11 protein-coding genes are annotated in these 13113 nt (G+C 42.0%); 5 read left to right on the top strand and 6 right to left on the bottom strand.

The genetic code is table 11. From position 1 onward, the window contains the following. Positions 1-385: 385 nt before the first annotated feature. The 4 genes from B5Y40_RS01210 to B5Y40_RS01195 form a co-directional block, all read right to left on the bottom strand. A complete protein-coding gene (locus B5Y40_RS01210; RefSeq protein ID WP_079684887.1) occupies positions 386-781 on the bottom strand; it encodes a hypothetical protein in 396 nt (131 codons plus the stop codon). Beyond that, a complete protein-coding gene (locus B5Y40_RS01205; RefSeq protein ID WP_079684886.1) occupies positions 778-1401 on the bottom strand; it encodes a ParA family protein in 624 nt (207 codons plus the stop codon). The genes B5Y40_RS01210 and B5Y40_RS01205 overlap by 4 nt, the downstream gene beginning before the upstream one ends. Positions 1402-1465: 64 nt before the next feature. Continuing rightward, complete coding sequence (locus tag B5Y40_RS01200) at positions 1466-2779, bottom strand: dihydrolipoamide acetyltransferase family protein (RefSeq protein ID WP_079684885.1); 1314 nt, start codon at positions 2777-2779, stop codon at positions 1466-1468. A 231-nt stretch (positions 2780-3010) separates the two neighbouring features. Next, a complete protein-coding gene (locus tag B5Y40_RS01195; RefSeq protein ID WP_079684884.1) occupies positions 3011-4258 on the bottom strand; it encodes a competence/damage-inducible protein A in 1248 nt (415 codons plus the stop codon). A gap of 79 nt (positions 4259-4337) precedes the next feature. On the opposite strand from B5Y40_RS01195, the gene B5Y40_RS01190 reads away from it, so the two are divergent. The 5 genes from B5Y40_RS01190 (at position 4338) to paaN (ending at position 10000) form a co-directional block, all read left to right on the top strand. Continuing rightward, positions 4338-5327, top strand: a complete 990-nt coding sequence (locus tag B5Y40_RS01190) for an Ig-like domain-containing protein (protein WP_079684883.1) — start codon at positions 4338-4340, stop codon at positions 5325-5327. Positions 5328-5399: 72 nt separating this feature from the next. Beyond that, positions 5400-5954: an RNA polymerase sigma factor gene (locus B5Y40_RS01185; RefSeq protein ID WP_079684882.1), complete on the top strand. Its 555-nt coding sequence runs from the start codon at positions 5400-5402 to the stop codon at positions 5952-5954. After that, on the top strand, positions 5938-7317 hold the full coding sequence (locus B5Y40_RS01180) for a hypothetical protein (protein WP_079684881.1): 1380 nt from the start codon (positions 5938-5940) through the stop codon (positions 7315-7317). Before B5Y40_RS01185 ends, B5Y40_RS01180 begins: the two co-directional genes overlap by 17 nt. Positions 7318-7585: 268 nt before the next feature. Further along, positions 7586-8311, top strand: a complete 726-nt coding sequence (locus tag B5Y40_RS01175) for a DUF4197 domain-containing protein (RefSeq protein WP_079684880.1) — start codon at positions 7586-7588, stop codon at positions 8309-8311. Between the two features lie 21 nt (positions 8312-8332). Next, positions 8333-10000, top strand: coding sequence for a phenylacetic acid degradation protein PaaN (gene paaN, locus B5Y40_RS01170; RefSeq protein ID WP_079684879.1), 1668 nt, complete (start codon positions 8333-8335; stop codon positions 9998-10000). 72 nt (positions 10001-10072) lie between these two features. Here the strand turns inward: paaN and B5Y40_RS01165 are convergent, their stop codons facing one another. Then, positions 10073-11641, bottom strand: coding sequence for a glycoside hydrolase family 32 protein (locus B5Y40_RS01165; protein WP_079684878.1), 1569 nt, complete (start codon positions 11639-11641; stop codon positions 10073-10075). 45 nt (positions 11642-11686) lie between these two features. After that, positions 11687-13033 (bottom strand): glycosyltransferase, encoded by a 1347-nt coding sequence (locus B5Y40_RS01160; RefSeq protein WP_079684877.1) that lies wholly within the window; start codon positions 13031-13033, stop codon positions 11687-11689. Positions 13034-13113 lie beyond the last annotated feature (80 nt).

The following is a 13113-nucleotide window of genomic DNA, read 5'->3' as shown; positions in this document are numbered from 1 at the left end:
AAGGACTGCATAATCACGTGCAAAACAAGTTTTCTTTTTATCCATGACATCCATTCGTATAGCGACAAAAGAGTATACTCTCTTTAACTTGCCTATGGCGGTGTTAGAAGGCAACTATTCACCGATAAATATCGAACTGCAAAAAAAGAAGAGAAGTTAATTTTTATGAAGAGGCAACAATAAATACCGACAAATCATACAAAACAGGTACACGTTTTCAATATATATATTTGAAAAGAAGAGTAGACAGAATTGTTACCAGATAAAAAAAAACCCGGCATCACGAAAGTGCACCGGGCAGGAAAATCATTGAACGTGTCTATTATTTTTTATTCGAGGAGAAGTATATATCGCTCAGACTATACTTTATTACATATGTACGCTGTTATCGATTCTTCCAATAATCACGAATAACGTCCTTCCAGTTATCACCGCTCTTCAAGAAGAGTACGGTATTGATGAGCATTTTATCTTCGGCAGTAGAAATTATTTTTGATTCGGCTGCCTGAAGTATAATATCATATAATTTACGCTGCGTTGTAGTACCTTCTTTCTGCGCTAATGTTTTTATAGCATCGATAACTTTAGCGGTCGTTACTTCTTCAACAACAACGGACGCTGGCTCAACAGTGGGTTGTGGAGTTACCACTGGTATAGCTTCTGCTGCAGGCGGTGGAGGTGTTTCAATCTGCTCGCTGAGTTGAGCAGGCGATACCAATGTAGCGGCCTGTTGCTTTAAGAAATCGTTGAGATCTTTCAGTGTGTTTTTTTTCTTGCTCATGCGAGATAATTCAGAATGGCCTGGGCCACCGGTTGATACTCTTTTTCAGCATCGAGTGTACTGAAATTTACGAAAAGATTTTTCTGCGGAACGATCACCGGTAAAATAATCGCATCCAGGTTCTTTAGATTTTCCCGGACTGTAAACACATTCGTGGAACTATGAATGCGATTGGGAAGAATGATGATCTTCAACTGCGGATTAAGTTCGCGCGCAGGAGAAAGGTCTGTTACCGTCTGGTAGGTTACGAGTAAATCATTTTGTGTCAGACTGGTAGGTACGACAACAGCATCGCTTACGAGACAAAGTTTTTTAATGCCCTCATCGGTTGTCTTGCCGGCACTATCAACAACTATATAATCATGCTTCTTGCCTTCTTTCAGTTTAGCGAGTTCGTCGGCAACCTGATGATCCTGCGACCCGAGTATTTCAAAATTCGCAAGACCATCTTTCACCTTAAACAATTCCATCTTACGAAGTGTGTTTAAAGTATAATTGGTGTCGGTCTCTACCAGTAAAACACGCTTTCCAAGTTTTGCGAGGGTAGTAGCCAGGTTTATAGCGTTGGTTGTTTTGCCCGTGCCGCCTTTCCTGCTGATGAAAGAGATAATTTTGGACATGCCTAAAAATAGTAAACCCGGACGGTTTTAGAAATCATCCGGGTTAATTCAAGTGTCTCGTGTATTAAATACCTCTGTTTATGTCAAATTTCTCGAGGTAATCAGCCACTCTGCGCACAACACTTCCCCCTAAAGCACCATCAACCACGCGGTGATCGTATGAATGCGAGAGGAACATTTTGTGGCGGATGGCAATCACATCTCCATATGGCATCTCCATAACAGCCGGTTTCTTTTGAATAGCACCCAACGCAATGATACCTACCTGAGGCTGCATGATGATGGGCGTACCCATCACATTACCAAATGAACCGACATTCGAAATGGTAAACGTTCCACCGGAAAGTTCGTCTGGTTTCAATTTATTATCACGGGCACGCTTGGCAAGATCATTTACAAGTTTAGCAAGCCCGGCAAGATTATATTGATCAGCATTTTTAATAACGGGTACAATGAGATTACCGGAAGGCAATGCTACAGCCATACCGATATTAATATCCCGCTTGCGGATAATCCGATCACCGTCTACCTGCACGTTGATCATCGGAAAATCTTTGATCGCCAATACTACCGCTTCAATGAACAGCGGAGTAAAGGTGAGTACATCGCCATCGCGTTTCTGAAATTCATTCTTTACTTTATTGCGCCACTGAACGATGTTCGTTACATCCGCTTCAACAAAAGATGTTACGTGAGGCGCGATACGTTTTGAATCTACCATGCGCTCCGCTATCATCTTGCGCATGCGATCCATCTCAATGATTTCATCGCCTGCGCTGATAGAAGCCTGCACTTTAGGAGACGCTGATGCCGTTGAAGCAACAGCATGCTTCACTACGGTTTGAGGAGTAGCGCCCAACTTGCGCGATTGCACGTAGTCAAGAATATCTTTTTTAGTAACGCGTCCTTCAAGTCCGCTTCCTGAAATAGTTTCCAGTTCAGCAACCGGAATATTTTCTTCGCGTGCTATATTTTTTACTAACGGAGAATAGAAACGTGAGCTTGATTTAAAATCGGCAACATGTGTTGTACCGTTAACATGTGCAGCAACAGCAACCTCTTCTTTTGCAGCAACCTGTGCGGAAGTTTTCACTCCATCAGCAGGCGTAATTGAAGGGGAAGCTTTACCATTGGCAACATCGGTAGTGATGATGGCAATGGGTGCACCAACTTTTACTACATCACCTTCTTTCGCTAAAATTTCTTTTAGTATACCACCATGTGTGGAAGGAACTTCTGTATCTACTTTATCCGTAGCCACTTCGAGCACAGATTCGTCTTGCTCGATTTTATCGCCAGGCTTTTTAAGCCAGGTTAAAATCGTAGCCTCGAATATACTTTCGCCCATCTTTGGCATGATCAGTTCTACCTGCCCCATGATTCAATCGGTTGTTTGATGTGGCAAGTTAATCAGGTTTTAGATTATTTACATGATCTTCCAGGTCTTTGGAATAAAACGTTTTAAGAAGATGTTTTGAACTAAGAGAATTTCGGGAACCCGTATCTATACCGAAGAAAAACAAACATTAGTATACCGCACTATTTAATGCCGCACCGAATGAGACCGGAAAACGAAGATTGTATCGATCGTAATTTATAATTTATGAAATCATTTCGGCAGACTCAATCGAATCAGATTCAACACAGCGACTGATGCCATCTTTATATTTAAAATCCGTTCTTTCGATAATTGTAGTTTACGCGTTACGGTGTGGTGTTTATCTGAATAAGCAATCCATACTGTACCCACTGGCTTCTCCGGTGTCTCACCGCCTGGTCCTGCTATACCACTGGTGGCTACCCCTATATCTGTATTAAATTTTGCACGCACCAGGTTTGCCATTTCACGAATGGTCTCTTCGCTTACAGCACCATATTGTTCCAGCGTCTCAGGCTTCACTCCTAACTGACGCATCTTTATAGCGTAGTCGTAAGGTATAATGCTTCCGAGAAAATAAGAAGAGCTTCCCGGTACACTTGTAATCAAATGCGAGAGATATCCACCGGTACAACTTTCAGCAACAGCGAGTGTAAGCTTCTTCTCCGACAAAGTTTTTCCGATCGCTACTTCCAACGGATCCTCTCCGTAGCCATATATAAATTGTCCTACACGTTCTTTTAATTTTTCAATGAGCGCATTGGTCTCGTTCTCCAGTCTGTCCGTTGCGTCTCCAATACTTGTCAATCGTAATTTTACTTCTCCCAGGCTGGGCAGATACGCAAGCTTGATGTGAGATGGCAATGCATTTTCCCAATCAGCAATTTTTTCCGCCAGAAAAGATTCTCCCAAGCCAACTGTACGAATCACCTTATGGTAAATAGCCGGTGTATTGAAAGTCTTTTTTAGTTTAGGAACTACCAGATCGGTCATCATCCGTTTCATCTCATGGGGTACACCGGGCATGGACACAAAAACTTTTCCGTTACGTTCGAACCACATACCAGGCGCAGTACCAAGTACGTTGGTAACTTTTTCACAGCATACAGGCAGGGCTGCCTGCTGGCGATTTATTTCTGTAAGCTCGCGTCCTCTGCTTTTAAAAAACTCTGTTACTTCTGCCAACGCTTCTTCATGAATCTTTACTTCGCAATTAAAATACTTTGCCAGGCAAGGTTTCGTTAAGTCGTCATTGGTCGGACCTAACCCACCCGTGATCAAAACTATATCTACTCTACTTTCCGCCTCCGCAAGAGCGACAAGGATTTCATTTTCCTGGTCGCCCACCGATGTCTTTCTAATTACTTTAATTCCGGCATTGCTGAGTTCAACACTCATCCATTGTGAATTCGTATCAACGATCTGCCCATATAGAATTTCATCACCGATTGTTAAGAGCTCTGCCAGAATTGTCTTCATAAATTACTTTCAGATTTTTTTTATAGTCTTCCAACGTTCTGCAAAGGAAACCAGTCTTACCTAATAAACAAACATCCCCATGAATCTGAAACCTATTAAAATCAAAAACTTTTCGCGGGCATTTGTGTTAGGAGCGCTCTCCTTGCTATGCTACGCATGCGATGTACTTGAACAAGATGACTCAACCAATAGTCCTCAAGTTGAGATCAGTGATGAGAAGGTATATGTATTACCAAATGGTTCTGCCTACATCGATCTATACTCTAAAGTAAAAACATTGGGTACTGTTAAACTTAACATCGCAGGGCAGCCACGTCATGGTGATTTAGCTGACCTCGGCAGCGGTTTTCTGCAATACTCGCCCGACCACAATTTCAAAAAAGGAAATGATGCTATTTCATTCTCTATATATTCCGCCAATAATGAATTTATAAAATTTGACAGTGTAGTTATTATTGTGCAGGATGATACCACACAATTACCATGTGGCATTTACCCGCGCAACGACTCTGTTTATAATGTTACCGGACCTACCGTTATCAATGTCTTAAATAATGACATCATCTGTGGTGATTCATCGGATGTAATCATTGAGGTATATAAACCTTCAGCGGCTTTTCCGCCATACGCAGGAACCGCCAGCGTAACAGCTAACAATAAAATTCAATATACTCCGGGTAGCGATTTTTCAGGAACAGATAAAATCATATACAAAGTATACTCTCCTACAGATACTACCAAAATCGGATTCGGCATAGTATATATAGTAAAGGAACAGGCTTGCGTATTACAGCTTCAGAACGATTACTGCACCATAAACAGAGATACGCTTCAATCAGACACACTCCGACTCTTCGTATTCGATAATGATGTACTCTGTGCAGATTCTGCGAACTACAGCTATACTATATCGAAGGCGCCTCTATATGGCAAAGCCTATATGCGAAGAAGATTCGCAATCGACTATATCGTTCCGGATTCAACAGCAACGTTTACCGACAGTCTATTCTATAAAGTTTGCAACGGATCGCAGTGCAAAGAGGCAAGTGTGGCCATAACGATCCATTGAGAGTTTGAGAGTAATAAAGTAAAACGACCCATTACCCAGGTCTTCACTGAAAAGTGGAGACCTACACTGTTTATGCAATATCAACACTTGCTGGAGCGATGCAAACAAAAGGATGCATCAGCCCAACGCATCCTATACGACTTATTTAAAGCGAGGCTCATGGGCTTGTGCAGGCGCTATTCCAAAAGCCGGGAAGACGCGCAGGATATGCTACAGGAAACATTCATTAAGATCTTTTTAAAAATACAACAGGTGGCGACTGCCGATAAACTTGAAAGCTGGATGAAATCAATCGCGGTACATACGGCTATAGATCATTATCACAAATCAAAAAAATCTGATCAACAACTATATTCTTCTGCCGATTATGATATAGCAGGAATTGATACCGAAGGTGTATTGGGGAACCTGTCGGATGAATTCCTGATCTCTGTCATTAATGAATTGCCAGAAGGCTGCCGCATCATCTTCAATCTTTTTGAAGTGGAGGGATATAGTCATGCAGAGATCGCTGCATTGTTGGGAGTGACGGAAGGCACATCGCGTTCGCAGCTACATCATGCCAAGTATTTATTGAAAGGAAAATTAAACCGTATTGGAATAAAGCGTTATGAAAAGCTTGCCTGAAAAAGATTTTTGGAACAACATCAAAACACGGTTAAATAATTACACCGAAGAACCAGAAGATGGCTGGGATGATATTGCCGCGCTCATTTCTCCATCGCGTTACGATTACAGAAAATGGATGGAGTTCTCACGAGATTTAGCTTCGGCTGTCGTTTTGATTTTGTTACTGGTGTTTGTCACCGAACCATCATCTGACAAAACCCTTGTACAGAAAAAATCGGAAAGTATAGACAACAATACTATATCAAAATCAGAAGATATAAATGGTGGTACTGCATCAAAAGCATTATCGGCACAAGGTGAACCTATCGAGGGAAACAGCGATGATGACGCTTCATCAACATCCCGGGCAAATAACGATGATGACGCTTCATCCCTGCAATCTATAGGTGGTCATACAAAAGGATATACTTCGCGTAATAACAATGAAGTAGCAGGAAAAACAGCTCGTTCCTCTGAGAATCGCCAACGCACTGGCCCGACAAATACTATACTATATCAGCAGGCGATGCAGGAGAGTAATTCAACGTCAGCAACCGGCGAGTATCAAACAAATGCTGTGCAGGAAACATTATCGTCTCAGAATATATACCTGCAAAACTCAGCGAATGATAGTACCGAAACCATCATAGCAAAAGATTCAACTGAAATCATTCAGAAGAAAACCGAGAGTGTTGCATCAAAAACAGGTGAAGCGCACAAAAAGAAAAGTAAGGCGAAGAAATTCCGCCCGGCAGTATATTTCACAGTATCTCCTTCCCTTGCCTATCAAAAAATAGTGCCGGTCCGGAATGATGCCGTGAATATTTCGGAAGTAAAATCCGATGGAATTTTTTCATCTAACCGCATGGGTTTTACTCTTGACGGAGGGTTTCAAGTGCCGGTAACAAAAAATCTGGAAGCATATATAGGGGCATCATACTATCAGCAGAACCAAACGATGGTATATACATACGAGACAGGAGGCGTAAGCGGAATAGAAGGCAACCCGGACGAAGACTATATCATCAAGCCAAATTCACAGCAAAAAGAATTTTCATATGCCAAGCGTAATGTGGGCGCGTCAGCCGGATTTTTCTATCGGCTTAAAACAGACAAGCTGATGCACAAAGTTGGCGCGGGTCTTCAATATCAAAAGGGATTTATGAAAGCCGAAGAAGGTGACACGTATCAAAATAACCAGTCCAGTTATTTTAACTACCAAATCCTCTATCGCCTGGAGCTCGCTATAAACCCAAGAACAAACTTTTATATACAGCCAAGCTTCACGCATGCTATTCATTCAAAAGAATCCTTGCAAGAGCCGTTCACATTAAAACCGTATCGGGCTGCTATAGGCGTTGGTATGATTTATCGATTCTAAGCTACGCTGGACACGTATAAAAAAGACGAATAGAACAAGTCATTTTATAAGGCTACCCAGAGAACTCCATTTTAATCTATATAAAATTTCCTGCTGTAATCGGTAAAAGAAATTTGCCCTCAGCGATTTGTGGACATCCCTCTGTAACGAGCACAGATCTGGTTAAACAACGAATGTAAATCTCCCGCGACAGACCGCGCGATAAAACTGCAAAGCGTTGATCATTGACGTGGACTTTCTTTACCTTACCAGGGAATTTAAAAAGTTTATGAAACGATCGACATTCGCAATTTTAACATCCCTTGTAGTAGTTACCGCTTGTACCACCGCACAGCTCAATCAAACCATGAGCGAAGTAAACAAAGCACTTAAAACAGAACAACCTTTAACCACTGGAGAAGTAGCAGAAGGATTAAAAGAAGCACTCATCAACGGGATCTCCAACGGATCAGACCTGGCGTCACAACTGGATGGCTACTTCAAAAATCCAAAAATTAAAATCCCTTTTCCTCCGGATGTAAAAAAAGTAGAAGATAAGCTTCGTCAGATTGGATTGGGTAGCGAAGTGGATAAATTCATATTGACGTTGAATCGTGGAGCAGAAGATGCTGCAAAAGAGGCGAAGCCTATATTTATCAGCGCTATTAAACAAATGACGATTCAGGATGCATGGGGAATTTTAAAAGGAACTGATAACGCAGCAACCGAATATTTAAAGCGCACTACATCAGCACAGCTCCGCGAAAAATTTCAGCCCGTTATGGCCAGTTCATTAAGCAAAGTAAATGCAACCAAATATTATAGCGATATTGTTACACGCTATAACAAAATTCCGTTTGTTGAAAAAGTTAATCCTGACCTGAACGATTACGCTACCACCAAGGCTATGGATGGATTATTTCTGCTGATTGCAGATGAAGAAAAAAAGATCAGAGAGAATCCTTTAGCGCGTACTACGGAATTACTAAAACGAGTTTTCGGCAGCCAGCAATAAAAAACCTAAACAACCAGATTTATGTCCCTCTTTGAAAAACATAAGATCACCATCAGTGAAGCCGTAAAGGCTTTGCATGACAGAACTTTTTTTGCACATTATCCGGAACAACCTGCTCCCGCTATATATGGCGAAACAGCCGATGCGGATGCACAAGTAAAATTTAAATCAAGCCTCGGAAAAAAATTCGAGGAATTAAAACAGACAAATGTTCAGGGTTGGCTGGGCGAAGAAGAATCGCCTTATCTGCAAGAACTGTTAAACATTCAATACCCTGTATCACCTATAGATATGCTTATTGACAATGCAAAAAAAGCATTTCATGTCTGGAGGAAAGTACCGGTTAACGATCGCGCGGGAATTCTGGTAGAAACTTTGGAGCAGGTAAAGAAACGATTTTTTGAAATCGCGTATGCCACCATGCATACTACAGGCCAAGGGTATATGATGGCATTCCAGGCATCGGGTCCTCATGCCGCAGATCGTGCACTTGAAGCGATTGCGGCAGGCTACGAAGAGTTGCACCGGTTTCCCTCCAAAACTATATGGGACAAACCGATGGGAAAATTCAATATAAAACTCAACAAAGAATGGCGTGCTGTACCCAAAGGTATAGCTGCTGTTATCGGGTGCTCTACATTTCCGACCTGGAATTCTGTAACCGGTATATATGGAAGTCTTATTACGGGCAATGCAGTGATCGTAAAGCCACATCCCGGGGCGATTTTGCCAATAGCGATTGTTGTGGCGGAGATCCAGAACGTATTAGCAGAAAATAATCTTGATCCAAATATATGTCAGCTTGCCGTTGATACTATAGATAAACCTATTACGAAACAACTTGCGGAACATCCTGCAGTAAAGGTTATTGACTTCACAGGCAATGCTGTCTTTGGAAGTTACCTTGAATCTTTACCTACCAAAACTGTTTTCACAGAAAAAACGGGAGTAAACTCAGTCATTCTCGACTCTGTAGAAGATGTAGATAAGGTTGCAGCCAACCTTGCGTTTTCAGTTGCCCTCTATAGCGGACAAATGTGTACTGCACCACAGAACTTTTATATACCTGCAGGCGGTATCAAGACATCCACAGGTATAGTATCGTTTGATGAGTTCTCACAAAAATTTATTGAGAATATAAACGGTATAGTAGACAATCCGAAGGCGGGTCCTTTTGTATTGGGCGCTGTACAAAACAAAAAGACATGCGAGCGCGTAACCGATGCTGAGAATTTATCTGGTAAAGTGTGGCTCAAGTCTCGTACGTTCATACATCCAATGTTTAAAAACGCACGTGTAGCAACTCCCATCGTAGTGGAAGTAGACGCATCGCAAAAAGATGTATTCAGCAAAGAACTATTCGGTCCAATCGTGCTTTTGATCAAAACCAAGGACACTGATCAAAGTATATCGCTTGCACAAGAGATGGCGTTGAACCATGGCGCTATATCTTGCGGAGCATACACAACAGACGGAAGTATAAAAGAAAAGATAGCGGACGAGATGTCGTTGGCAGCTACACCCGTATCGTTTAACCTTACGGGAGGTATATATGTAAATCAGCACGCAGCATTCTCCGATTTCCATGTAACCGGTGGTAATCCGGCAGGCAACGCATCATTCACAAACCCGGAGTATGTAACGAAACGCTTTACATGGGTAGGGCATCGCGAGCCGGTACAAGCCTAACAACTGCGAGCTACGAGAAGAAACCGATTATACAATGTAAACTTCTCGTAGCTCGTATCTTACTACCAGAAGCTATTCACGTAGCCATACCGATTTAATTTTCCAGACACGCAGATTCGTTACAGCTTCGCCTCCTTCTTTAAACTGCTCCAGACTATATTCTGCCGATGAAGGAAAAATCTGGTCCGTAATAACGTTCTCTCCATCGTTGATAAATACTTCAATGATGGAATTATCTACAAAGACATGCAGCTTTAATTTTCCGTTTTGTAGTTTTGCAGGTGCACGCTCAACACTTGGGAAGGTTTGGTGAAAGGCTACGTTACCGGACTTTGTGCGATCCAGGAAGACTTCTTCTTTCTTCTTATCATAACCTATAATCGTTTGTTCGTCTTCACCGGTTATTATTTTTAATCCAAATTTAGCCGCGGTACCAGAAGTATATACATATTCTGCTTCAAACGCTTTTCCGGGAAATACTTTTCCGGGTGGAGTATAGTGCACACTATCTTCGCGCAATGCTACTATTTCTTTTACAGGTTTTTGAACGATGCGATATCCTTGTGGTGTATTCTTCAAATATACTTCGCGTGGCAAAGTCATTGCGCTTCGCCATGACGATGTTGGTATATCTTGTCCGTATGCCCAGTTATTGGCCCATCCCAACAAAATTGTGCGCCCATCTTTCTGAGGAATGTTATTGAACGTTACTGCAGCATAAAAATCTTTCCCATACTCCAGGTATAGCGGGTATTGCGTAGGGTTTTCGGGAGTAAATTTCTTTCCATCAAAATTCCCGACAAAGTATTGCATGCCTACATACGTTGGACCTTGCGGATGAGAATTCGAGATAAATAACACCCATTTCTTTTTAGAAGAATCATCGAGCAACGGTACCTCTACCAGGTCAGGACATTCCCATATTTTAGCAGTGTCACCCAGCGGACCAAATTCACTTAGCAACGTCCATTCTTTCAGATTTTTAGACGTATAGAATTGTGCTTTGAATTTATCCGGAATCACTACACTCATAACCCACTTTTTCTCTGGTGCATACCAGAATACTTTGGGATCACGGAAGTCTTTCAACTTTTTATCAAGCACAGGATTATTTTCATAACGCGTAAACGCTCTGCCACGATCTGCACTATAGGCTATACTTTGATGTTGCGTTAGTTGCTGATTGTTTTTGTGTATATGCGAGGTATAGATCGCCACTATACCTCCGGAATCTTTGGGAAAGAAACCACTCGTATTGTTCACATCTGCAACAGCGCTCCCGGAGAAGATCATTGTGCTATCGCCCGATGCTTTATCTATATATTCAGCTATAGCCACTGGTAAATGTTCCCAATGCAAAAGATCATTACTCACGGCATGCCCCCAACTCATGTGTCCCCATTTATTCCCGAAAGGGTTATACTGATAGAACAAATGATACTCACCTTCATAAAACAACAAACCATTGGGGTCGTTCATCCAGTTGTGATCAGGCGAAAAATGAAAGGCAGGCCTGTATGGTTCGCTATATCTGGTTATCACTGTATCCGTTGTAACACTTCCGGGCGACTCAACCGGTGGCTTCGTTGTGCAGGCGCAGACAATAAACAGAATATTTAAAAACAGAAGGTACTTCAACATACATTATACTTTAGAGCGTTAAAGAAAGATACACAGCTTTAGTGACTATTCAACAACCGGAAGTTCCGTCAAGAGTTTTATAGCGTTATCAATCGAGTATGCACGATTAATTTGTTTCAACGCCTGAACATTCTTTCTGAACTGCTCTTCGTGCAACAGCATGTTGATCTTATCACGGATATCATCGGCCGAATCGAGCTTCATATCTCCGCGTAAACCTAGTCCATGATAAACGACACGCGTTGAATTACCGGGAGGATCCATCACCGATTCGCCCGGATATACCAGCATGGGAACGCCCTGATCAATCGCTTCCTTGATCGAGTTCAGTCCACCGTGATTTATAAAGACATCCGTATAGGTTAATACATCGAGCTGCGGGACATAGTTTACGATATATACATCACCATGTATACTCCTGAGATCATTTGTAGCCAGCGAAGTTGCCAACAGGAGCACAACGTTTTGACCTGCCAATGCCGTGATCAATTTTGTTATGAAGTTCAAAAAAGTTTGTTTGTCTTCAATAGGCACCGTTCCGAATGCGCAATACACCAGCTTCGCCTGGCGCGAATTTATCTTCTGCTGAATGATCGCTTTGATCTGTGGATATTCATTGCCGCCTCCTTCCGTTCGTGCATAATCTACCTGGAAGCCCACGTGATGCTGCTGCATATATATAGTGGCTTCCCTGAAATCAAATTCGCGGGGCAGAAAAATAAATTCATGAAGACCCTTCAGTACGAGCCCGTAAAAGCGCTCCTGCTCGGATAAATATTTAGTGGGTATGCGATTTTTTCGAATCCTCCGCTGAATAATGGTTTCATCATCCATTCCAAAAAACTTCAGCTTCTGTGATCGCAGTCGCTTTTGCTTTTTTAATTTCAGCTGACCAATCTCCTGTATAATTCCAGCTTTGTCATCCGGAAATACAAGACTATTCACGGGTGGAAAGTTTTCTGTAAGAACGGAGGTTAACATAGCATGAACTAATGCCAACCTGATCTTTCGTTTCTTGAGCAACGGATATAGCACTATAAAATCGGTAGTCTGATGGGTATCCAATAAAATCACATCGGGCTTATATATATCTACCAACTTTGTTAATTCCTTTTCGCGAATTTTATAGAGATGATCGTTCCACCGATCCACAAGTGTATTCCAATAGATGGGAGTACGCTTTTGCGTCTCGCACACCCATTCCTCCAATCCCAATCCAAATGGAACCGTCTTCAACGGATAGTATAGAAACCCCTGTGCGGCAATGTGATTATGAAAGAATTCAACACCCGCGAAAAGAACTTCATGTGACTGCTGCAACGTGCGGGCTAGATGAAAACAAGGATTGAAATGTCCTTTTCCGTGATAGCATAAAAAAAGAAAGCGTGCCATCTATTTTATCGCGATTTAGTTGGAAGAAGACCAGAAGTCATGTAATCCGTAAGTTCGAAAGATCAAAACCAAAAGGTAAG

Source organism: Ohtaekwangia koreensis (assembly GCF_900167975.1).
GTDB classification, from domain to species: Bacteria; Bacteroidota; Bacteroidia; order Cytophagales; family Cyclobacteriaceae; genus Ohtaekwangia; species Ohtaekwangia koreensis.
The sequence above is the reverse complement of the archived record's forward strand: the minus strand, read 5'-3'. Positions and strand labels throughout refer to the sequence as shown.

Bases quoted from the DNA above. Each gene is read 5' to 3' on its own strand.
- B5Y40_RS01210 (WP_079684887.1), bottom strand. From the start codon at position 781: ATGAGCAAGAAAAAAAACACACTGAAAGATCTCAACGATTTCTTAAAG.
- B5Y40_RS01205 (WP_079684886.1), bottom strand. From the start codon at position 1,401: ATGTCCAAAATTATCTCTTTCATCAGCAGGAAAGGCGGCACGGGCAAA.
- B5Y40_RS01200 (WP_079684885.1), bottom strand. From the start codon at position 2,779: ATGGGGCAGGTAGAACTGATCATGCCAAAGATGGGCGAAAGTATATTC.
- B5Y40_RS01195 (WP_079684884.1), bottom strand. From the start codon at position 4,258: ATGAAGACAATTCTGGCAGAGCTCTTAACAATCGGTGATGAAATTCTA.
- B5Y40_RS01190 (WP_079684883.1), top strand. From the start codon at position 4,338: ATGAATCTGAAACCTATTAAAATCAAAAACTTTTCGCGGGCATTTGTG.
- B5Y40_RS01185 (WP_079684882.1), top strand. From the start codon at position 5,400: ATGCAATATCAACACTTGCTGGAGCGATGCAAACAAAAGGATGCATCA.
- B5Y40_RS01180 (WP_079684881.1), top strand. From the start codon at position 5,938: ATGAAAAGCTTGCCTGAAAAAGATTTTTGGAACAACATCAAAACACGG.
- B5Y40_RS01175 (WP_079684880.1), top strand. From the start codon at position 7,586: ATGAAACGATCGACATTCGCAATTTTAACATCCCTTGTAGTAGTTACC.
- paaN (WP_079684879.1), top strand. From the start codon at position 8,333: ATGTCCCTCTTTGAAAAACATAAGATCACCATCAGTGAAGCCGTAAAG.
- B5Y40_RS01165 (WP_079684878.1), bottom strand. From the start codon at position 11,641: ATGTTGAAGTACCTTCTGTTTTTAAATATTCTGTTTATTGTCTGCGCC.
- B5Y40_RS01160 (WP_079684877.1), bottom strand. From the start codon at position 13,033: ATGGCACGCTTTCTTTTTTTATGCTATCACGGAAAAGGACATTTCAAT.